This is a genomic window from Acinetobacter sp. ANC 3882 (assembly GCF_022549545.1).
Classification (GTDB): Bacteria; Pseudomonadota; Gammaproteobacteria; order Pseudomonadales; family Moraxellaceae; genus Acinetobacter.
Genome location: NZ_JAKZGB010000015.1, coordinates 13,313 through 35,292, shown reverse-complemented (window position 1 = coordinate 35,292; position 21,980 = coordinate 13,313). Strand labels below are relative to the sequence as shown.

21 protein-coding genes are annotated in these 21,980 nt (G+C 41.8%); 12 read left to right on the top strand and 9 right to left on the bottom strand.

What is annotated here, in order from left to right:
* Window positions 1-55: 55 nt before the first annotated feature.
* Complete coding sequence (gene mnmE / locus MMO42_RS17865; RefSeq protein WP_005290607.1) at window positions 56-1,411, top strand: tRNA uridine-5-carboxymethylaminomethyl(34) synthesis GTPase MnmE; 1,356 nt, start codon at window positions 56-58, stop codon at window positions 1,409-1,411.
* 57 nt (window positions 1,412-1,468) lie between these two features.
* Here the strand turns inward: mnmE and MMO42_RS17860 are convergent, their stop codons facing one another.
* On the bottom strand, window positions 1,469-2,650 hold the full coding sequence (locus MMO42_RS17860) for a PilT/PilU family type 4a pilus ATPase (RefSeq protein ID WP_241321552.1): 1,182 nt from the start codon (window positions 2,648-2,650) through the stop codon (window positions 1,469-1,471).
* A 438-nt stretch (window positions 2,651-3,088) separates the two neighbouring features.
* Here MMO42_RS17860 and MMO42_RS17855 point away from each other — a divergent pair, with 438 nt between their 5' ends.
* Window positions 3,089-3,787 carry a DsbC family protein gene (locus MMO42_RS17855; RefSeq protein WP_241321551.1) on the top strand — a complete coding sequence of 233 codons (699 nt, stop codon included), beginning with the start codon at window positions 3,089-3,091 and terminating at the stop codon, window positions 3,785-3,787.
* Between the two features lie 59 nt (window positions 3,788-3,846).
* On the opposite strand, the gene MMO42_RS17850 is transcribed toward MMO42_RS17855, so the two are convergent.
* The 3 genes from MMO42_RS17850 to guaD form a co-directional block, all read right to left on the bottom strand.
* The gene (locus MMO42_RS17850; RefSeq protein ID WP_005290618.1) at window positions 3,847-4,098 is read right to left on the bottom strand and encodes a GlsB/YeaQ/YmgE family stress response membrane protein; all 252 of its coding nucleotides are present in this window, start codon (window positions 4,096-4,098) and stop codon (window positions 3,847-3,849) included.
* Between the two features lie 228 nt (window positions 4,099-4,326).
* Window positions 4,327-4,857 (bottom strand): hypoxanthine phosphoribosyltransferase, encoded by a 531-nt coding sequence (hpt, locus tag MMO42_RS17845; protein WP_005290621.1) that lies wholly within the window; start codon window positions 4,855-4,857, stop codon window positions 4,327-4,329.
* Window positions 4,858-5,081: 224 nt separating this feature from the next.
* Window positions 5,082-6,398 carry a guanine deaminase gene (guaD, locus tag MMO42_RS17840; RefSeq protein ID WP_241321550.1) on the bottom strand — a complete coding sequence of 439 codons (1,317 nt, stop codon included), beginning with the start codon at window positions 6,396-6,398 and terminating at the stop codon, window positions 5,082-5,084.
* Window positions 6,399-6,585: 187 nt separating this feature from the next.
* Here guaD and MMO42_RS17835 point away from each other — a divergent pair, with 187 nt between their 5' ends.
* Window positions 6,586-7,059 carry a hypothetical protein gene (locus tag MMO42_RS17835; protein ID WP_241321549.1) on the top strand — a complete coding sequence of 158 codons (474 nt, stop codon included), beginning with the start codon at window positions 6,586-6,588 and terminating at the stop codon, window positions 7,057-7,059.
* Between the two features lie 219 nt (window positions 7,060-7,278).
* Here MMO42_RS17835 and MMO42_RS17830 read toward each other — a convergent pair whose 3' ends face one another.
* Window positions 7,279-8,439 carry a glutathionylspermidine synthase family protein gene (locus tag MMO42_RS17830; protein WP_241321548.1) on the bottom strand — a complete coding sequence of 387 codons (1,161 nt, stop codon included), beginning with the start codon at window positions 8,437-8,439 and terminating at the stop codon, window positions 7,279-7,281.
* Between the two features lie 21 nt (window positions 8,440-8,460).
* Entirely contained in the window at window positions 8,461-8,850 is a 390-nt protein-coding gene (locus MMO42_RS17825) for a hypothetical protein (protein ID WP_005290634.1), read from the bottom strand.
* Window positions 8,851-9,022: 172 nt separating this feature from the next.
* On the opposite strand from MMO42_RS17825, the gene MMO42_RS17820 reads away from it, so the two are divergent.
* Window positions 9,023-9,622: a nucleotidyltransferase family protein gene (locus tag MMO42_RS17820; RefSeq protein WP_241321547.1), complete on the top strand. Its 600-nt coding sequence runs from the start codon at window positions 9,023-9,025 to the stop codon at window positions 9,620-9,622.
* 54 nt (window positions 9,623-9,676) lie between these two features.
* Here the strand turns inward: MMO42_RS17820 and MMO42_RS17815 are convergent, their stop codons facing one another.
* Complete coding sequence (locus tag MMO42_RS17815) at window positions 9,677-10,633, bottom strand: TerC family protein (protein WP_005290640.1); 957 nt, start codon at window positions 10,631-10,633, stop codon at window positions 9,677-9,679.
* Window positions 10,634-10,891: 258 nt separating this feature from the next.
* The gene (locus tag MMO42_RS17810; protein ID WP_241321546.1) at window positions 10,892-11,842 is read right to left on the bottom strand and encodes a LysR family transcriptional regulator; all 951 of its coding nucleotides are present in this window, start codon (window positions 11,840-11,842) and stop codon (window positions 10,892-10,894) included.
* Window positions 11,843-11,947: 105 nt separating this feature from the next.
* Between MMO42_RS17810 and MMO42_RS17805 the strand changes: the two genes are divergently transcribed.
* Genes MMO42_RS17805 through MMO42_RS17790 form a run of 4 tightly spaced genes read left to right on the top strand, consistent with a single transcriptional unit; the run spans window position 11,948 to window position 15,769 of the window.
* Window positions 11,948-13,177: an acyl-CoA dehydrogenase family protein gene (locus MMO42_RS17805; RefSeq protein WP_241321545.1), complete on the top strand. Its 1,230-nt coding sequence runs from the start codon at window positions 11,948-11,950 to the stop codon at window positions 13,175-13,177.
* Between the two features lie 15 nt (window positions 13,178-13,192).
* A complete protein-coding gene (locus tag MMO42_RS17800) occupies window positions 13,193-14,314 on the top strand; it encodes a phosphotransferase family protein (RefSeq protein ID WP_241321544.1) in 1,122 nt (373 codons plus the stop codon).
* Window positions 14,311-15,009: a histidine phosphatase family protein gene (locus MMO42_RS17795; protein WP_241321543.1), complete on the top strand. Its 699-nt coding sequence runs from the start codon at window positions 14,311-14,313 to the stop codon at window positions 15,007-15,009. The genes MMO42_RS17800 and MMO42_RS17795 overlap by 4 nt, the downstream gene beginning before the upstream one ends.
* Window positions 15,010-15,025: 16 nt before the next feature.
* Window positions 15,026-15,769: an SDR family oxidoreductase gene (locus MMO42_RS17790; RefSeq protein ID WP_241321542.1), complete on the top strand. Its 744-nt coding sequence runs from the start codon at window positions 15,026-15,028 to the stop codon at window positions 15,767-15,769.
* A gap of 416 nt (window positions 15,770-16,185) precedes the next feature.
* Here MMO42_RS17790 and mpl read toward each other — a convergent pair whose 3' ends face one another.
* Window positions 16,186-17,547, bottom strand: coding sequence for a UDP-N-acetylmuramate:L-alanyl-gamma-D-glutamyl-meso-diaminopimelate ligase (gene mpl / locus MMO42_RS17785; RefSeq protein WP_241321541.1), 1,362 nt, complete (start codon window positions 17,545-17,547; stop codon window positions 16,186-16,188).
* 221 nt (window positions 17,548-17,768) lie between these two features.
* On the opposite strand from mpl, the gene MMO42_RS17780 reads away from it, so the two are divergent.
* The 4 genes from MMO42_RS17780 (at window position 17,769) to MMO42_RS17765 (ending at window position 21,927) form a co-directional block, all read left to right on the top strand.
* The gene (locus tag MMO42_RS17780) at window positions 17,769-18,122 is read left to right on the top strand and encodes a DMT family protein (RefSeq protein WP_005290663.1); all 354 of its coding nucleotides are present in this window, start codon (window positions 17,769-17,771) and stop codon (window positions 18,120-18,122) included.
* Between the two features lie 135 nt (window positions 18,123-18,257).
* The gene (gene purE / locus MMO42_RS17775; protein ID WP_005290665.1) at window positions 18,258-18,770 is read left to right on the top strand and encodes a 5-(carboxyamino)imidazole ribonucleotide mutase; all 513 of its coding nucleotides are present in this window, start codon (window positions 18,258-18,260) and stop codon (window positions 18,768-18,770) included.
* A 166-nt stretch (window positions 18,771-18,936) separates the two neighbouring features.
* A complete protein-coding gene (locus tag MMO42_RS17770) occupies window positions 18,937-20,064 on the top strand; it encodes a 5-(carboxyamino)imidazole ribonucleotide synthase (protein WP_347005713.1) in 1,128 nt (375 codons plus the stop codon).
* A 567-nt stretch (window positions 20,065-20,631) separates the two neighbouring features.
* Entirely contained in the window at window positions 20,632-21,927 is a 1,296-nt protein-coding gene (locus tag MMO42_RS17765) for a lytic murein transglycosylase (RefSeq protein WP_241321539.1), read from the top strand.
* The last annotated feature ends 53 nt before the right edge of the window (window positions 21,928-21,980 follow it).

Below are 21,980 nucleotides of genomic sequence, written 5' to 3'. Positions count from 1 at the left end.
GTCTGTATTTAGGGTTGTCCATTGTATAACCCGCTCGTTTTTAGGTGAATTTAACATGCAACATCAAACCACTATTGCTGCGATTGCTACCCCATTAGGTCGTGGTGGTGTGGGGGTGATTCGACTCTCTGGACCGAAAGCCTATGCGATAGCAGAACAACTCACTCAGAAAAAACTTCCTGCTGCACGAATGGCAGGCTTCCGTCAGTTTTGTGATGCCGATGGCTCGGTGATGGATGAAGGGATTGTGTTATGTTTTCCAAATCCGCATTCGTTTACGGGTGAAGATGTAGTGGAATTACAGGGACATGGTGGCCCTGTCATCCAAAATGCGTTGCTGGCACGGTTGCTCGATTTGGGCGCGACTGCTGCAAAAGCGGGTGAGTTTTCCATGCGTGCCTTTGAAAATGGCAAAATGGATTTGGTACAAGCAGAAGCAATTGCCGATTTGATTGACGCAACCTCACAAGCTGCAGCACGTTCTGCGGTCCGCTCTTTGCAAGGTGCATTCTCAACCAAAATTAATACAGTTTTAGAAAAACTGATTCACTTGCGTTTGCATGTTGAAGCGGCCATTGATTTTCCAGAAGAAGAAATTGATTTCCTTGCCGATGGCAAGATTTTAGCGTTATTGGATGATGTACAGGACTCGGTTCAAGCGGTACAGCAGTCTGCACGCCAAGGACAGCTATTGCGTGAAGGTTTACAGGTGGTGATTGCCGGCAAACCGAATGCGGGTAAATCCAGCTTGTTAAATGCATTGGCTGGGCATGAGCGCGCGATCGTGACTGATATCGCAGGCACCACTCGTGATGTATTGCATGAAAAGATCAGCTTAAATGGTTTGCCGATTACCCTAACCGATACTGCAGGTCTACGTGAAACTGGTGATATCGTCGAGCAAGAAGGTATTCGTCGTGCCATCAAAGAGATTGAACAGGCTGATCTATTGCTATTGGTTTATGACCTAAATCAGGGGGATGAACCTTTGCAATTGGCTCATGAATATTTTGCAGAGCATCTTGAGCCAAAACGTTTGCTATTGATTGGCAATAAATGCGATTTAACGGGTCAGGATGCTGCCTTAAGTGATTATCAAGGCTTCCGTCATATCAGTGTCTCTGCAAAACAGGATATGGGTGTTCAAGCGCTCATAGAGGCGGTTACAGCACATGCTGGCTTCCAGCCTGAGGAAGACACCTTTATTGCTCGAACACGTCATTTAGACGCAATGAAGCGTACTCAGCGCTATTTATCCGAAGCACGTGAGCAACTTGTAGTATTTAATGCGGGTGAACTGGTGGCAGAGTCATTACGTTTGGCGCAAAATGCATTAGGTGAAATCACAGGTGATTTTAGTGCCGATGATCTGCTGGGTAAGATTTTTGGTTCGTTCTGTATTGGGAAATAATCAATTAAATCAAAGATAAGTTGCTTAGATCGTGATGTGATCTAAGCAACTGTTCAATTAACCTTGTTCTTGCTCCTCTTCCGTCTTTTGTTCTTGTACTACATTTAAAGCGGTCATCATGGCGACAGGCGAACCTTCTTGGCGCGTACTTTTTAGCTTGATCTGTAAGCGCAATTCATTGACTGAATCGGCATTACGTAAAGCCTCATCGTAGCTGATTGCGCCTTCGTTATAGAGCTCGAATAGCGCCTGATCGAAGGTTTGCATACCCAGCTCGCGTGATTTGCTCATAATCTCTTTCAGCGCGTGGAATTGCCCTTTTAGAATATTGTCTCCAATTAACGGGGTATTCAACAAAATTTCAATTGCTGCACGGCGACCTTGACCGTCTTGAGTCCTTACCAAACGTTGCGAAATAATCGCTTTCATATTGGATGAAAGGTCCATGAGCAATTGATTACGGCGTTCTTCTGGGAAAAAGTTAATAATCCGATCCAAAGCTTGATTGGCGTTGTTGGCATGTAAGGTGCCCAAGCAAAGATGACCTGTTTCAGCAAAGGCAATGGCATGTTCCATGGTTTCGGTATCACGGATTTCACCAATCAGAATCACATCGGGTGCCTGACGTAAGGTGTTTTTCAAAGCATGCTGCCATGAATGACAATCAACACCGACTTCACGATGGGTAATCATGGATTTTTTGTGTTTATGTACGTATTCCACAGGATCTTCAACGGTGATGATATGTCCTGCTGAGTTTTCATTGCGGTGGTCAATCATGGCCGCCAATGAGGTGGATTTACCTGAACCTGTTCCACCGACCACCAGCACTAAACCACGTTTTTCCATAATCACATTTTTCAAGGATTCTGGGAGTTTGAGCTTTTGGAAGGTTGGAATTTCAGAAGTAATCGTACGAATCACCATACCAATCTGTAGCTGTTGCTTAAAGACATTGACACGGAAACGTGAAACATTGGGCACATTGATTGCAAAATTGCATTCCCATTCATTTTCAAATTCTTGGCGTTGTTTTTCATTCATTAAGCTATAGGCAAACAGCTTGGTTTTATCTGCTGTTAAGGCTTGTTGTCCCAAAGGTCGCATTAAGCCTTGAAGTTTAATGCTCGGTGGAAAATCTGCAGTGATAAATAAATCTGAACCGCCATATTCCACCACTTTGGTGAGCATATGAAACATAAAGGTTTTGGCTTCTTCTAATAGTTCCGCACTATACATTGATGTACCTAAATTTTAAGATGAAACGGTGTCCATTCCTATGATATGACTAAAATCGTTCGATAATACAAACATATTTTGATGACTTAAAAGTTGAGGTTACCTATCGATATCTATTTCCTTTGAGTTGATACTTTTTTATCGAACAATTCCCTGCTTCCTGACGAATTGGAACAGATTATTCCAAAAAGAAAAGCTGTGAGCTACTGAGTTTTTGAAATATTAAATAAATATCAATATGATGTATCAATATTGTCAGTTTTTTACCAAATATATCGCTTAAGTTTGGCAGGTTGTTTCATGGATCTATAAGCTGCAATGTTCCACGTGAAACATGGCTAGGGTTGGTTGATTTTTGGTTGTTGCTCAGTAAGCTAAGCTGTTTGTCGATTAGAGAGTCATTACAATAGCCACTGATTTTTGAATAGAGTGTCAGTCATGTTAAAAAAAATTGGGATGTTCTCATTATTAAGTTGTGTTTCTGCAATGAGTTTCGCCAATGTAGAGACTTTAAAAAACAATTTAGCCAAGCAGTATCCCAATATTCAAGTGACCAATATTCAAACCACAGAAATGCCCAGCCTATATAGTGCAAGTCTGGATAATCAGATTATTTATTTAGATGAAAGTGCAGAACATATGTTTGTGGGCTCTATGGTTCGCTTAAAAGATCAAAAAAATCTCACTAAAGATCTAGTGCTAAAACAAAACTCGATTGACTGGAAACAATTGCCTTTTAAAGATGCCATTAAAACAGTGAAAGGTACTGGAAAGCATGAGCTTGTTGTATTCTCAGACCCAAATTGTTCTTATTGTAAAAAATTAGAAGCAGAGCTAGATAAGCTCAATGACGTCACGATTTATACGTTTATGTATCCATTAAAACCACAATCCATTGCAGTGGCTAAATCGGTTTGGTGTGACGCAAACCAAGCTTACACCTGGAAAAACTTGTTGCAAAAAAATGTGCAGCCGAAAGAAAAAAGCTGTGCCAACCCAATTGAACGTAATCTTGAGTTAGGACGTAAATTGGGTGTGGATGGTACACCGACATTGATTTTTGGCAATGGTTTAAAAATGGTTGGCGGGCGTAGTGCTGAAGAAATTCAAATGATTTGGAAAGAGTTGGGTTTATAAATCTAGAAAGGACAACTCCCAATCCATTGCTGAAAATGAATTGGGAGTTGTTTATTTGTTTAGCTTTTTTTGGTGACTAACTTATAGATAAATAAAATAATCACGGCACCCAGTACGGAAGCAATAAAACCAGCTGCCGAATTTTCGGCATATAAGCCGAGTAAGCGGCCACCATACGTAGCCAGTAATGAACCTGCAATACCCAATAATGTTGTTACGATAAAGCCTGCTTTATCCTCACCTGGATGTAGCGCTCGGGCAATTAAACCAGCAAAAAAACCAACGACGATTGCCACAATTAGAGACCACATTGTCTTTCTCCTTGTTTTAACAGTGATATTTCTTACTATCCTGCTTGATCTGATCTTGCTTTGTCTGTAGTGGATTGCCTATTTGTGTCGTATTTTTGTGCATTCTTTAGCAAGGTTTGTTTAAATTAAAGCAATAAAAAAGGTGCCCGAAAGCACCTTATGTAACAGCAACGATTAGCTTATTACATATGTCATAAGCATTGAAGAAATGCGAATGAGGTTTATAAATTAAAGACCAATCTCACCGATAAAAGGTAGGTGACGATATTTTTGATCGAAATCCAAACCATAACCCACAATGAAACGATCTTCGACTTCAAAACCTAAAAATTTTACTTCCAAAGGAATTTCACGGCGTGATGGTTTACTTACCAAGGTACACAGTTCAATTGAGTTTGGATTACGTGTTTGAAGCATCTCGACCACTTTGCTTAAGGTGTTGCCTGAGTCGATAATGTCTTCAACCACAAGTACATCTTTACCGTGAATTTCACCATCGAGATCTTTGAGGATCTTTACGTCGCGTGATGAAATCGTCGTGCCATTAACGTAGCTAGAAACGGTCATAAAATCGAGTTCGTGTGGCTTTTCAATTGCACGGCATAAGTCTGCCATAAAAATAACTGACCCACGCAACAAGCCAATCAATACCAGTTCTTTATCACTTTGAGCATAGTGTGCATTGATTTTTTCGCCAAGTTCTTTCACTTTGGCTTGAATCTCTTCACTTGAAATCATAATGCGCATTGCAATGGTCATCGGTAGATTCCTAAAACTTAAAAACGGGAAAATAAAAAAGGTGTTGACCTGCAACACCTCGAAATCTTGAGCTAATCTGCCAATTTTAAAACAAAATCACTTTTCATGCACCTTTTGATGGTGAAGAAAATGTTTCATTTTGAGCAGATGCGCTGTCACGTTTTAACAGAACAGCACATCCAACAACAACGAAAAACCACCCAAGTCTTTGTTTGTTTAAACGTTTAGTTTTGGCTGTAGGCTTTCTGTCCATAAATATAGGTTGCCTCAATATTGCGGTCATCACCCATGGTGAATAGTGCAAATACGCTGTCTTCGACCGATTTTGAACGGGATTGACGTAATTGTTGCAATGCCGTTGGTTTGAGATTGAGCACTACAAAATCAGCTTCTTTACCTAAGTTAAAGTTACCGAGCTTGTCATCTAAATCCAAGGCTTTTGCACCACCCAGAGTTGCATGATACAGCGATTCAAATGCAGAGAGTTTGTCGCCCTGTAACTGTTGGACTTTGTAGGCTTCATTTACGGTTTGCAATAAGCTAAACGAGGTCCCTGCCCCAACGTCTGTACCCAAACCGACTTTAACTTGCTGTTCCCAGGTCTTTTTCAATGGAAATAAACCACTACCCAAGAACAGGTTTGAAGTTGGACAGAAGGCAATGGCAGAGTCGGTATCATGCATGCATTTCCATTCTGCATCTTCCAAATGAACGCAATGGGCAAATACGGAACGTTGGCCCGTTAAACCATAATGATGGTAAACATCTAAATAGCCTTTTTGTTCAGGGAATAAATCTTTCACCCAAGCGATTTCATCTTTGTTTTCACTTAAATGTGTATGCATATAGACATCTGGAAATTGTGCTTTAAGTTGTCCTGCTTTTTCCAACTGTTCAGGCGTAGATGTTGGCGCAAAACGCGGTGTGATCGCGTATAACGCTCGACCCTGCCCATGCCACTTTTCAATCAGTGCTTTAGAATCATCGTAGCCGCTCTCTGCGGTATCACATAGGGCTTCTGGTGCATGACGATCCATCATCACTTTACCTGCGATTAAACGCATCTGGTGCTGTTCTGCAGCTTCGAATAAGGCATCTACAGATTCAGGATGAACCGTACAGAATACCAATGCAGTGGTGGTGCCATTTTTAAGCAGTTCATTGACAAAAAACTTGGCAATGTCTTGTGCATACGCTTTGTCTTTGAACTGAATTTCCGTGGGGAAAGTATAGGTGTTCAACCAGCTTAGCAGCTGTTCGCCGTAGGCACCGACCATTTCGGTTTGTGGGAAGTGAATGTGTGTATCGATCATGCCTGGAATGATCAATTGTTCTGGATAATGCTGAATATCAACGTTTGCAGGAAGATGGGCTTGAGCGTCGTTCCACGTGCCAAACCAGCGAATTTTGCCTTGTTCCGTAATGAGGACACCATCTTCGATATAACGAACTTGATCGGCAATTTCAGCAGCTTGGGAAACGGTTTTTTGAATATCTAAGAAACGACCACGAATCACCGTGATTGGATTAGCCAAAGTCATAACAACCTACAATTTTACTTTTTTCGGTTGATTGTACCTGATTTTGCCAAATTTACTGGATTATTCGGCTAATTAAAGCCGTTAAAACGTGTATAAATGTGAGTAATAGATTGAATCAATTCACTTTACTTTTGAGTGGAAATGCGTAAATTGTCAGCAATAATGATACTTCTTGAGAAAAATACGTATGTATTATTGGAATACTAAAGCTTTGGCGCATGAGTTGGCTGAGGACACTTTAAGTAAACAACATTATAAAAACTATTATCTTGCAGCAGCATTGGTGGTGAGTGTGGTGTATTACTACGGTATGTACTCGCCTTATTCTGATGCGCGTGTAATTGGGGTTGAAGCAGTACTGACTCTTTTGATTATGTTAATCGGAATTCAACGGACTTATCAGGCCAATGGTGGCTATCAAGGCATTCATTTCTTAAATCGGATAACGGCCCTATCATTTCCTATTTTGATGCAGACAACCGTTGCAGGCATTGTCTTTGGTATTGTGCTGTTGGCGATTTATCAATATTTTGGTTTGGCTGATACTATGTTTGACATATGGTATGAGTGGTGCGTTTCAGCGTTTACGATTTTTTTGCAGATTTTATTTTTTACTCGCTTGATCGCGTATATGAAACGTGTGGCAACACATACGATTTAAATCAATAGTAATGATTCTATGGATCTCGTTTGTTCCATTATTTGATATAGGTATTTAGCTTATTTTGATGGATCAAAAGTAACAAAAATCCTCTGTTTAGCTGATGATACATCCATGTATCACAGCTAAACTAGCAGCATCCATGCCGCCTAGCACGAGAGAATGTGGGGGGAGCTTTAAAAAAATAAAACTGTAGATGATTTATATAAATTACGTCTTTTATTCTACAAAATAATGTGCAGCAAAATGAGCATCATTGCCAATAATGTCATAGCAGTCTTCTCGAATGGACATCCCCGCACATTGATGTCCGACCATCCATAAACCTAAGGTTGGTAATTGACCCGAAAATGATGGTGTGTCCACCCATTTTTGCACCACATAACCATACTTATCATAATCTTCAAAATAAAAGCTTCCTGAGGCAGCGCCTTGATCTTGACCATTTTGTAACACCCGAATATTGGCCCCTTCTCTTGCCAAAATTGGTTTTTTTACCCATTTTTCAGCGTACTTTTTCTGTGGATCAAACGCGTGAGTTTCGAGTAAAAGAGGATGATTGGGATAGCGTTTCCACAGCTCGACTAAAATTGCTTTATTAGAGAGCAGCATTTTCCAACAAGGTTCAATCCACTGTGTTTGAGGGCTGAGATATTGCGCAAAAGATTCTTCCCAAATCCATTCCCATGGATAAAGCTTGAACAGGTTTTGAATGGGATGATGATTTAAATCAACAAAGCCTTGTCCGTTCCATCCGATGTTCTCCATCGAGAGTTCAGAGACTTGCAGATGGGCTTGAAAGGCAGTATCCATTAAATATTCTAGATTACCCCAATCCTCTCGCCCTGCTTCCTGACATGCAGCAAAATGGAGATGACTTCCACGCGGAAGAATGGTTTTCCAACGTTTAATCAGGTCTTCATGGATACTATTAAATTGATCTCGATTGGGAATACCTGAAACTTGTTCGATCCATAACCATTGCGCCACAGATGCTTCAAGTAAGCCCGTTGGCGTATCTGCATTGTATTCCAGCATTTTGATGTTACGGCCATCGTAAGCGAAGTCAAAACGTCCATACAACATCGGTGCATTCTGTTGCCACGATTGCTCAATATGTGCGATTGCCGCAGTGGGTAGATGGAAGTAATCGGGGTAATTACCGCGCTGAATCAGATCACCTGCAACCGATAAACACATTTGATGTAATTCATTGGCGGCATCTTCAAGCTGTTCAATTTGTTTCAGGCTAAATTCGTAGGCAATGCCTTCCGACCAGTAAATTGAGCCATCCAGTGAGGGTAAATTATAATAATCAAAGCCAATATTTTGGTGTTCAATTTGCCAATCTGTACGTGGGCTGAAGATTTTTCTTTTCATTTTAAATATCAGTTTTTGAAATTAACCACCAAAGGAAAAACCGCCACGACCAAAGCCGCCACGGACAGGAGATGATGCAGAATAGGTTTTTGCCGTAGTTGAAATGGAGGGTTGCCCAACGCTGAGATTGCTACGTGGACGTAAGCTATTGCCACGGAATGAGACTTCACGGTTGTTTTGATAATACTGTGGACCTAAATAACGTCCTGATCCAAAGCCACCATAATAGCGAACCCCAGCAGTGGAGCCGCTACTGCCTGAGCTATTTTCTTCTTCGCAGGTTTCAGTATTCCAGTCTGCTGCACAGTCATATTGACTGTTGTAGACATCTTGAACCAATGGCCCATCATTATGGCTGCATGCCGTTAATAATAACGGTACGACCACTAAGTTAATTTTTTTAGAACGCATGAGACCCCACTCATTTTAATTGGCATGATCAACATAAATTGGTGAACAGCCTTGTTTTATTATGTTTCTGATTAGGAAAGCCGACATATGATATTGATCTGTGCTTTTAAAGTACAGAGCACTAAGGCATGATTATGTGTGGATTCAATAAATATATGCAGCTGATCGAAGCATGAAAAACACGCATGAGTATTATCAATCGATCCTTTTCGAGATGATTACTCAATCCCCTGCGCTTTCTGCAATATTGCAGACATTATCTCATTTACATCCCCAGGCGTATTTAAGTGCTGGTGTGCTACGAAATAGCGTGTGGGCGCATTTACATGGTCAATCTTTTGATTTGAAATATAGTGATGTAGATGTGATTTATTATGATGCAACAGAAAGGGATCAATATTCACAAAAGCAGTTGCAACAGCATCTAGAACAATTGTTTCCACAACAGCAATGGGATGTGGTCAATCAAGCATTGGTGCATACATGGTATTGCAAAGATAATGGGGAACGGATTCTGCCGTTGCTGTCGATTGAACAGGCTTTATCGTTATGGCCTGATACAGCAACAGCCCTTGCGGTACGGTTAAATGCTTTAGGAGAACTGGAATTGATTGCGCCGTTTGGCTTACAGGATTTATTTGAGTTGAAACTTTGCTGGAATCCAGCATTGGTCAGTTACGCCACGTTTAAAAAGCGTATCGATTCTAAACAATGGTTACAGCAATGGCCTCTATTACAAGCAATTGATCCAGAAATAGAAAATATTGAGTGATGAGTTCAAAATCAAAAAAGGGCCTGCATTGAGACCCTTTTTATGTTCAAGCTATTATTGCGCTTGGCGCTTATTATGACGTATTGATAGATAAGCGGTGATGCTTAATACCAGTACGATAAAGCCTAATGAGATCCAGATTGGCATATGGAATACATCGAGCAATAACATTTTCGCACCAATGAACAAGAGGATAATACCTAAGCCATAAGGTAAGTAATGCATCTTACTTGCCGCACCAGAAAGTAAAAAGAACATCGCACGTAAGCCCAAAATCGCCATCAAGTTTGCAGTTAAAACAATGAACGGGTCAGTGGTGACTGCGAAGATCGCAGGAATGGAGTCAACAGCGAAAATCACATCAGACGCTTCAACCAAGATCAACACTAAAAATAAAGGTGTTGCCCAGAGTAAGCCATTTTGACGGACGAAGAAGCTGTTACCATGCAATTGTGGTGTGATACGCATATGTTTGCGTAACCATTTCAGGAACTTGATGTCTTCAATATTAGTGTCTTCTTCATCCTGTCCTTTCAGGAACTTAAAGCCTGTGTAGACTAGGAACGCACCGAAGATATACAGCACCCAAGAGAATTCTTGTACAAACCACGCTCCAATAAAGATAAAGATGGTTCTTAAGATAATTGCACCGAGTACGCCATAAAGTAAGATTTTACGCTGGAAAGCAGGCGGGATCGCAAACGCTGCGAAAATCATCAACCAAACGAAAACGTTATCGATCGCTAATGATTTTTCCAGTAGATAACCTGCGAAATACTCCATGGTTTTTTGGTTTGCAATGGTTGCACCTACAGTTTGTTGTAGGTAGAACCATAAACCACCACCAAACAGCACCGCGACAGTGACCCACGCGATACTCCAGTAAGCAGCCTGTCTGATTGGAACATCTTGGTTTTGTTTTTGTTTAAAGCCTAAAAAGTCGACGACAAGCATGACAGCGACGAGGCCGAAGAACACGGCATATAGCCATAAATTACCGATAGTTTCCATCACAACTCCCTATCTGGCAAATGGGCATAAAAAAACCTTGACCAGTTGCCAGATGAATTAATACACCTGTTTCAACATGATCAAGGTCTTGCCTACATCACAATTGATTGTGATGCTCAGAGTCCGACTTTTTGCAAAGTGTAATGACGAAACTCTGACACCTAAGGCGTTTTGCACTTAGGCTTGGAGGAGGCTACTCCCCTTGTCAAATTCTGTATGGATAATGATATCCAAATATGTGCATAGAATTACATACTTTTATAAAATGTGCAAATCTTCATCAAATGCGTGGGTATTAAAAATTTTTAAAATCTCTGTGCGTAAAAATTGATGGCGTGGATTATGTTTGACATGTTCATGCCAATACATGCCCATATTGATTTTAGGCAGTTCAATGGGTAAAGCATGAATATTCAGATTTTCAGCATAATGCAGGTTTTTCAGAATGCTTTTAGGAATGGTTAAAATGGCATTTGGGTGTTGCGCTAACACCTGTAAAGCTGTCGAATAGTGCTGGCAGCGTAGAAAAATTTGTCGGGACAGTTGTTGTCGATTCAGATAAATATCTTCAAGTAATAAGCCTGTACGCCGTGATGACACACCAATATGCGGTGAGGATAAATAGAGCGACAAGTTCATCTCAGGTTGTTGGGTACACACCACAAAATGGTCTTCAATCAGATTTTCAAACTGCAAATGAGCTTGATGGGGTTGAACCAGATCAATCACAAAATCAATTTGCTGCGCAGAGAGATCGGCCAGCATATTTTTACGATCCAGTTTCGAACTTAGAAACTGAATATCTAAATTCAGTTGGGCAAAATGATTGACCAGTTCTGGAAAAATAATCGGTTCGATTTCATCGTGAATGGCAATTTTCAGGCTTTGTAACATGCTTGGCACAAAGTCATGTTGAGGTACTGCAATCTGCTGAATCATCAGTAATGCAGCCTGAATCGGTTGATAAATTTGTTCGGCATATGGCGTGGGCAACATCTTTTGTCCGCTACGGACAAAGAGTTCATCGCCTAACTGAGTCCGTAGCCGCTGTAAGGCGTGACTGACGGCAGATTGGCTGATACAGAGGAGTTGAGCTGCTTTTGAAATGCTGTTTTGCTCAAAAATGGCAATAAAAAGAGGATACAGATTGATATCAATGCGATGGAAATTGCCCACGTCAAGTGGATGACTATTATGAATCTGATTCATAGTTTTGAATAAAATTAAATCATTTCATTCATAATAAATTTTCACTTATGGTGATGTAAAGCAGCGAATCAATATTCGCCACATTTTACATTGAGGGAAATGATGATGTTTGCATTATCTGAGCACGCACAGGATTTTATTGCACGAACAAAAGCCTTTATCCAACAAGAAATTGAACCGATCGAAAAGGAATTTTGGGATGAAGTCCATCATCTCAATGTAGATGGTGACTGGACCAAGTGGCAGTGGCCTGAACAATTACAACAATTGAAAGATAAGGCTAAAGCGGCTGGCCTATGGAACATGTTTTTACCCGATGCGGAACTGGGTGCAGGTTTATCGGTTCAGGAATATGCTCATATTGCCGAACTGACTGGACGTAGCTTACTTGCACCAACCGTATTTAACTGTAATGCGCCTGATAGCGGCAATATGGAAGTGTTATGGCGCTATGGTAGTGAGGCACAAAAACAGCAATGGTTGCAACCTTTGCTCGCAGGAGAAATCCGTTCAGTGTTCTGTATGACTGAACCTGCGGTGGCTTCCAGTGATGCCACCAATATGCAGGCCACGGCGGTGATTGAGGGTGATGAAATTGTCTTAAATGGCCGAAAATGGTGGTCATCGGGCTTGGGAGATCCCAATGCCAAAGTGATTATCTTTATGGCCTATACCCCAGACCCGAATAAAGACCGTCATCATCAACATTCGATGGTACTTGTACCGATTGAAACGCAAGGCGTGAGTATTGAACGAATGTTGCCAGTGTTTGGTGATTACGATGCACCGCATGGGCATGGACAAGTCAATTTTGACAATGTGCGTGTGCCAGTCAGCAGCTTTATTGGGGGAGCAGGACAAGGTTTTGAAATTGCACAAGGTCGTTTAGGGCCTGGGCGGATTCACCATTGCATGCGTTGTATCGGTGCAGCAGAAAAAGCCTTGGAGTTGATGATTGACCGTGGCATGTCACGCAAAGCCTTTGGTAAAGAAATTCTTAAACTGGGCGGTAATTTAGAACGTGTGGCTGATGCACGTGTACAAATCGATCAAGCTCGCTTATTGACGCTGTATGCAGCGTATAAGATGGATAGCTTAGGTAATATGGCGGCGTTAACCGAGATATCTGCGATTAAAGTGGTCGCACCGACTGTATTACAAAATGTGGTGGATATGGCGATTCAAATCCACGGTGGCGAAGGCGTTTCACGTGATACCCCGCTGACTGCATTTTTTAATCAAGCACGTAGTTTACGTTTGGCCGATGGACCAGATGAGGTTCATAAAGGCATGATTGCCAAATTAGAACTCAAAAAACGTGGCTATGGTCGTTGATAAGGATAAAAGCAAATGGCAGTAATTGATGTTGGCGGTCAGATTCGTCATGGCGAAGAGCTGGATACTGTAGCGGTTGAAGCTTGGTTAAAAAAACAAGGTGTGAAGCTGCAGGGACAAGCACAAGTCACTCAGTATTCAGGTGGTGCATCAAATTGGACTTATCGGCTACAGTATGACAATAGCGATCTGATTTTGCGTCGCCCACCGAAAGGCACCAAAGCCAAATCAGCACACGATATGGCACGTGAATACAATGTGCAGAAGCATCTTGCACCGTTTTACCCTGTCCTGCCTGAAATGATTGCGCTGTGCCAAGATGACAGCGTGATTGGTTGTGATTTCTATGTGATGAAGCGGATTGAGGGCATTATTCCACGTGCGAATTTACCCAAAGAATTACAGCTGGATGAGCAGCAAGTACAGCAGCTGTGTCTGAATGTTCTGGATAAATTGATTGAGCTGCATCAAGTACCTTATCAAGGCACAGAGCTAGAAAAACTGGGTAAAGGTGATGGCTATTGCCGTCGTCAGGTCGAAGGCTGGGATGCGCGTTATCGTAAGGCGCTGACACCGAATGTTCCTGATTTTGCTTTTGTGCGTCAGTGGTTGCTGGAACATATCCCAACCGATGCTAAAACCTGTGTGATTCATAATGACTGGCGTTTTGATAATGTCATTTTAGATCCACAACAACCGACTCAAGTGATTGGTGTACTGGACTGGGAAATGGCGACGCTTGGTGATCCATTGATGGATTTGGGTAGTGCTCTCGCCTACTGGATTCAGGACGATGATGATGCTTTGATGAAATCCAGCCGCCGCCAGCCGACCAATTTAAAAGGCATGCTGACACGACAGCAAGTGGTCGATTATTATCTGGAAAAAACAGGTTTGCAGCCTGACAACTGGGCATTTTATGAAGTGTTTGGTTTATTCCGTTTAGCCGTGATTGCCCAACAGATTTATTATCGCTATTACCATCAACAAACAGATAATCCAGCCTTTAAAGATTTCTGGATTATGATTCATGCCTTACATATTCGGGCCTTGAAACTGATTGCACATGATCATCCGCAAGCACGACCCTTGATTGCCGAATATGGCGCAAAACTACAGGATATTTTAAAACGATGACCACAATTTATTTGGTACGACATGGGCAAGCATCATTTGGTGCTGCAAGTTATGATCAGCTTTCAGCCAAAGGTGAACAGCAAGCGCAGGTCGTGGGTGATTTTTTTAAGCAAACCCTGAAGCAAACGCCATTGGTTGTGGCTGGTTCGATGCAACGCCATCAGCAAACGGCGCAATTGGCATTATCGCAAAGTTTTAATGATGCGCCGATTCAAACCGAATCGGCATGGAATGAGTTTGATCACCAACATGTATTTGCACAATACGAACCGCGTTTTAATCAGCCTGAATTATTGAAGCAGGATGTTGAATTGGTGGCCAATCCACGTGCTTACCTTGCCAAAATTTTTGATGGGGCGATTGATCGTTGGATTGGAGAACAATATGACCATGAATATCATGAAACCTGGTTGGGTTTTCAGTCTCGGGTAGAAAATGCCTTACAGCTGTTGTGTCAGCACATAGATGCAACCCAGCAGCGTCAAGCCGTGGTATTCAGTTCTGGCGGTGTCATTTCTGTGGCTGTTGGCAAGGTGTTAGGTTTGGATGCCAAACAGATTTTTGCACTGAACTGGTCAATTGCCAATGCCAGTATTACCACATTGCGTTGGACCGATGGTCGTTTGCAATTACTCAGTTTTAATGAGCATCATTATTTAAAAGCGCGTGATGCTGAACTTTTAACATGGATTTAAAAAATAGGTGGCAGGCATGGCAAAAACGATTTTAATTACAGGTGCAAGTTCGGGCTTAGGCGCAGGAATGGCGCGTGAATTTGCAGCCAAGGGCTACAATTTGGCACTTTGCGCACGACGTTTAGAGCGCCTAGAAGCCTTACAACAGCAGTTGCAAAGCCAGTTCTCAATTCATGTCAAGATTAAGACCCTTGATGTGACCCATTACGATGATGTTTTTACTGTGTTTAAAGCCTTTCAGCAAGAATTCGGCAGCATTGACCGAATTATTGTCAATGCAGGCGTAGGTGATGGTCGCCGTATTGGTAAAGGTCATTTTGAAGTGAATCGTGCTACGGCAGAAACCAACTTTATTTCTGCCTTGGCGCAATGTGAAGCGGCAGTTGAAATATTTAGAGCGCAAAACAAAGGGCATTTGGTGGTGATTTCATCCATGAGTGCGATGCGTGGTTTACCAAAGCATTTATCGACTTATGCCGCCAGCAAAGCAGCCGTGGCGCATTTGGCAGAAGGGATTCGTGCGGAGTTGTTGGGCACACCAATTAAAGTCTCGACGATTTTCCCTGGTTATATTCGGACTGAACTGAATGAAGGTGCCAAGAAACTACCTTTTGAAGTTGATGAGAAGACGGGAAGCAAGGCTTTGGTCAAAGCAATTGAGAGAGAGCCTGTGAAAGCCTATGTACCGCAGTGGCCGTGGTTGCCAATGGGGATTGCAATGAAGATTTTGCCGTTAAAATGGGTGAATAAATTGAGTTGATTTAAATGGTTATAGCGGAGGCTTACTGTGGTCTCATTTTAATTTTAGACTAAGCCTTCGGCTCGACCTACTTTTCTTTCGGGAAAAGTAGGCAAAACCATTGTCACCCACAAAACCTGTTCACTTCTTGCATTTAATTTATGCTTCGCAGAAACAGCATTTTGCTGATATTACGCAGGTTGTGGATGACGTTTCCGAGTATCATCTTTTTTGTCGAACTCAGGTTAAATTAATTTCTTGCTGATATTTACTATTGTGACGGCGGCATGGATGCCGCCAGTTTGGCAGGGGTTACAAGGATGTACCCTCTGCCAAATAAAGGGGTTTGGTTACTTTGCCCAGCCAAAGTAATAAATGCCTATACAAAAGTCATTTGTTCTTTCTTTATATACGAGGCCGTGCAAAGTTCATCTTTATTAAGACAAAGCCGTAATCAACTTTTGGTGTAAACCACCAAAACCGCCATTGGACATGATCACCACAGCATCGCCCTCACCTGCTTCATTCACCACACGGGTAATGATGTCATCTAAAGAACGACTGACTTCCGCTTTATTGGATGAAGCCGCAATGATTGGCTGTAAATCCCAATCCAAGCCTTCTGGTTGATACCAAATTACCTCATCCGCTAAACGAGCTGAATGCGCTAAACCATCTTTATGGCTGCCCATACGCATGGTATTTGAGCGGGGTTCAATGATCGCCCAAAGTTTACGTTTACCTAAGCGTTTACGTGCGCCGTCTAGTGTCGTTTCAATTGCAGTTGGGTGATGGGCAAAGTCATCATAGACTTCGATACCACGAACCGTGCCTAATAGCTCCATACGACGTTTTACCCCACCGAAGTTGGATAATGCTTCACACGCCTGTTCAAGACTAACACCCACGTGCTGTGCAGCAGCAATGGTCGCTAAAGCATTGGCAACGCTGTGTTGCCCTGTCATATTCCATTTCACTTCACCGACCACTTTGCAGTGTTCAAGCACTTTAAAGTGGCTACCATCAGCACTGATTAACTCAGCAGATAAAGCAGCCTGCTCATTTGGCTCTAGACTGGTACGAATCACAGGTGTCCAACAGCCTTGCTGCAATACTTCATCAATATTGGTTTCAGTAATTGGCGCAATAATACGACCTTCACTTGGAATGGTGCGCACTAAATGGTGGAACTGTTTTTGAATCGCAGCGAGGTCGTCAAAAATATCAGCGTGATCAAATTCGAGGTTGTTTAAAATCGCGGTTTTAGGATGATAATGAACGAACTTAGAACGTTTATCGAAGAATGCAGAATCATATTCATCTGCTTCAACACAGAAATATTTACCACCACCTAAACGTGCGCTTTCGCTAAAACCAAGCGGTACACCACCGATCAAGAAACCTGGATTTAAACCTGCTTGATCTAGTACCCAAGCCAACATGGTTGTGGTGGTGGTTTTACCATGTGTACCTGCGACACCGAGCACATGTTTGCCTTGGAGCACATGGTCTGCCAAGAATTGTGGACCAGAAATATAAGGTAGGCCTTCATTCAGCATGTATTCAATTGCATCAATGCCACGTTTCATGGCATTACCGACGATCACAAGATCAGGATGCGGTTGTAAATGGCTACGGTCATAGCCCTGCATCAATTGAATACCTGCATTTTCCAGTTGAGTCGACATCGGTGGATAAACATTGGCATCAGAACCTGTGACTTTATGTCCTAAATCTCGTGCTAACAGAGCCAAAGACCCCATAAATGTGCCACAAATACCCAAAATATGCAGATGCATAACGCGCCTTCTCCACTGCTTGTCATACAGCACGGTATCGTATGTATGATTGTCGTTATCAATAAAAATCAAACGCAACGATAGCAAGGCTTGCATGGAAAAGATAGTCAAAATTCGTTGTTGTTGTTTAGTTCTAATTGCACAGATGAATGCTAAAATTTCAGCGTTTTTACAAGCATTTCATCTCTGCTGTTCAACCCTTATCTGGATAAAATCACATTATGTTGAGCCCTACTCTTTTAGCGTTATGTTTGTTGATTATTTCCAACTGTTTTATGACCTTGGCATGGTATGGGCATCTGAAAATTCTGCATGATGCACCGATCTGGCAAGCGATCTTATTTAGCTGGTGTATTGCCTTGTTGGAATACAGTTTCATGATTCCCGCCACCAAGCTACTTAACCAGCATGGTTGGAGTCTGGGTGAAATGAAAATTACCCAAGAAGTCGTGACATTAATGGTGTTTGTGCCCTTTATGATTTTTGTCTTTAAACAGCCTTTTAAGCTCGACTATATCTGGGCAATGTTTTGTTTAATGGGCTGTGTCTATTTTGTATTTCGAAATCAGAGCTAATTTTTCATAGATCAGTTGACGCGTTCTTTTGTTGGGGATGCCTGAAAAAAAGGCTATAATATTTGCCAATTTATTCCCTCGTGCTTGGCGTAAGTCGAGATACTTGTCTATTTTTATCATGTTTTGGAAAAGCCAATGAATGCGGTCGCAACAGATAGCCAACCTTTAGTCGGAATTATCATGGGTTCTCAATCAGATTGGGCAACACTTGAACATACCGCTAACATGCTCAAACAATTGGGTGTTCCTTTTGAAGCTGAAGTGGTTTCTGCGCACCGTACGCCAGATCGTTTATTTGAATATGCTGAAACAGCACGTGATCGTGGTATCCAAGTGATTATTGCGGGTGCTGGCGGTGCTGCACATTTACCAGGCATGTGTGCGGCTAAAACTGATTTACCAGTATTAGGTGTACCGGTTAAATCATCGATTTTGAATGGTGTTGATTCATTGCTTTCGATTGTGCAAATGCCGGCAGGTATTGCAGTGGGTACTTTGGCGATTGGTCAGGCTGGTGCGACCAATGCCGCAATTTTGGCAGCACAGATTTTAGGTTTAACCCGTCCAGACATCGCTAAAAATGTAGCGGACTTCCGTACTGCACAAACAGAAAAAGTATCGAGTAATAACATTCCTGGTCATGAATGAGGATAAGCAAAGCAACGCTTTGCCCGAATGCAAGACAAGGACTTTGTCCGAGTAAGAGGATAAGCAAACTTAAAGCATTGCTTTAAGGCTTTGCCCTGAGGAGCATAAACTCCTCAAGAAGACGAGTAAGAATGATGTTTTAAGGCTTTGCCCGAGCAAAAGAGTTATAGATATGAATAAAACCATTGGCATTTTTGGTGGCGGACAGCTTGGTCGCATGATGGCGCAAGCGGCATTACCACTTAATATTCAATGCACTTTCTTTGAAGCGGAAACGGATTGCCCTGCTGCGATTCTGGGTCCCGTATTTTCGAGCCAAGCGGCACAGGGTTTACAGGATTTCATTGCCAGCGCAGATGTATTTAGTCTTGAATTCGAAAATACACCTGTTGCGGATGTGGATGTTTTAACCCAAAGCAAAACCTTACACCCTCCTCGCCTTGCGTTAGCGACTGCACAAAATCGCTTGGCTGAGAAAAGTTTGTTTGATGAGCTCAGCATTCCTGTTGCGCCGTATCGCGCTGTGGATAGTTTAGAGAGCTTAAAACAAGCTGTTGCTGATCTTGGCTTACCTATTGTCTTAAAAACCGTAACAGGTGGCTATGATGGCAAAGGTCAGTTCGTATTACGTACGGAAGATCAAATCGACACGGCTTGGGCTGAGCTCGGTCCTGCAAAAAGCTTGATTGCAGAAAGTTTTGTCAAATTCAGCCGTGAAGTCTCGATTATTGCGGTACGTGGACAGAATGGTGATGTAAGAACTTGGGCATTGGCAGAAAACCATCATCATCATGGCATCTTGTCGCACTCAATTGTTCCTGCGCCAAATAGCGTTGATTTACAGCCGGTTGCACAAGACTATATCACCCGTTTGTTGAACCACTTAAATTATGTGGGCGTACTCACGCTTGAATTGTTTGTGACTGAACAAGGCCTATATGCCAATGAAATGGCATGTCGTGTCCATAATTCAGGTCACTGGTCGATTGAAGGTGCGATTTGCTCACAGTTTGAGAACCATATTCGCGCGGTTGCCGGTTTACCTTTAGGCTCAACAGAAGTAATTCGTCCAACGGTGATGATCAATATTATTGGTCAACATCCAAAATCTGAAGATGTTTTGGCACTGAACGGTGCACATTTACATCTCTATAATAAGTCTGAGCGTACAGGTCGTAAGCTGGGACATATTACATTGATGCCAAATAATTCGGATGATTTAACCGGTTTATGCCGTCAATTGGCTCAAATTTTACCTGTACCATTGGCATTAACAGCGGATATGAAGCTCTAAACTTATCCACAATAACTAAAAAAGCGATCTTCGGATCGCTTTTTTATTGCATATTCTTTTTTAAATTTAAAAAATAAGAACTAAACTTTTGTGGATAACTTGGTCGGGTGATTTTGAATTTAAAATAGCAGTGTTTATTTGAATTTAAATAAAAGTGGATAAGTTATTTTACTTTTTAAATTCAAAATAGAAATCCTGTTTTAAATTTAAATGATGGGGCTGTGGATATCTATTTTATTTATAATAATTGTATAAAAAATAAAGGTTTACTGTCTTCCTTATGTTTGGTTTGAATCAATCACTATTTTATCTGAAAAAATGAATTTAAAAGTGGATCAATTTTTTAAATTTAAAACCGTTCTGTGATCAGAGATTGTATTTTTGAATTTAAATGAGGCTTGTTGATAACTTTTAAATTTAAAATAAAGCCTGAATTATGAATTTAAAAGTAAGGTTTTAAATTTAAAAACTGAGAAATGAATTCAAAGTTACGTTTCCAAACTATACATCTTGATAGAGCATGTTAAGGTGGAGAGGAAATTTAAATTCAAAATTTTTGGTTCAGTCATGAAACGTCATTTTTCTTTTTTTCTAGGCACTGCCTTATTTACTTTTTTTAATCAGGCGCATGCCGAGCTAGTCATTAATGGTACAGCAGTTTCGACACCAACGACGACAGCACCTGTAAGCAGTAATTATACGCCAAATTCCAATTTTCAGGGCTGTATTGCCAATTTGCGTTCGCAAGCGATTGCTTCAGGTGTTTCTGGAGCAACTTATGATCGTTATACGCAAAATTTAACGCCTGATTATTCTGTGATTGATAAATTAAATTATCAGCCTGAATTTTCGACCCCGATCTGGGATTATTTATCTGGCCTTGTGGATAACGAACGTGTACAAGCCGGACAGCAAAAATTAAATCAACATCGTGCGGTCCTCAATCGTGTTGAGCAGGCCTATGGCGTACCAGCAGAAACAGTGGTTGCGGTGTGGGGCGTCGAAAGTAATTACGGCGATATTTCGGGTAAATATCCTTTATTACAGGCTTTAGGGACTTTAAGTTGTGAAGGTCGCCGTCAAAGCTATTTCCGTGGTGAGTTTTTTGCCACCATGCGTATTTTACAACGTGGCGATTTAACACAAGATCAATTGTATGGCTCATGGGCAGGTGCTTTTGGTCATACCCAATTTATGCCATCGACCTATGAACGTTTAGCGGTGGATTTCGATGGCGATGGTCGTCGAGATTTGGTTTCAAGTACCACCGATGCCTTGGCATCGACAGCAAATTTCTTAAAGAAAGCAGGGTGGCAAACGGGTATGCCATGGGGCTTTGAAGTCAAAATCCCACAAGGTATGTCGATCTCTGGTGAAAGTCGCCGCAATAAAAAAGCACTGAATAGTTGGATTGCGCAAGGAGTCACCCGCGCGGATGGTACAGCCTTAATCCAAGGTAATTTATCTGGCAGTACGCCAGCAGGACTGATCTCTCCAGCAGGTGCCAATGGTCCCGTGTTCCTGGTCTTTAAAAACTTTGATGCGATTTATAGTTATAACGCGGCCGAAAGTTATGGTTTAGCCATTGCGCATTTATCAGATCGTTTACGTGGTGGCACGCCATTTTTAACCGCTTGGCCAACCGATGATGCGGGAACATCGCGTGCAGAACGTCGTGAAATTCAACAGTTTTTAGTGCAACGTGGCTATGATATTGGTGCGGTTGATGGATTGATTGGTGATAAAAGTCGTCAGGCCATTCGTCAAGAACAAACTCGTCTGGGCTTAAATCCAACGGGACGGGCAGGACAACAAATTTTACGTGCCTTCCGTCAGGAACAGGCGAAGCAAATGATGCAATAAATCTGTATCAGATAAAATAAAAAAGGTCTGCGTAGTGCAGACCTTTTTTATTT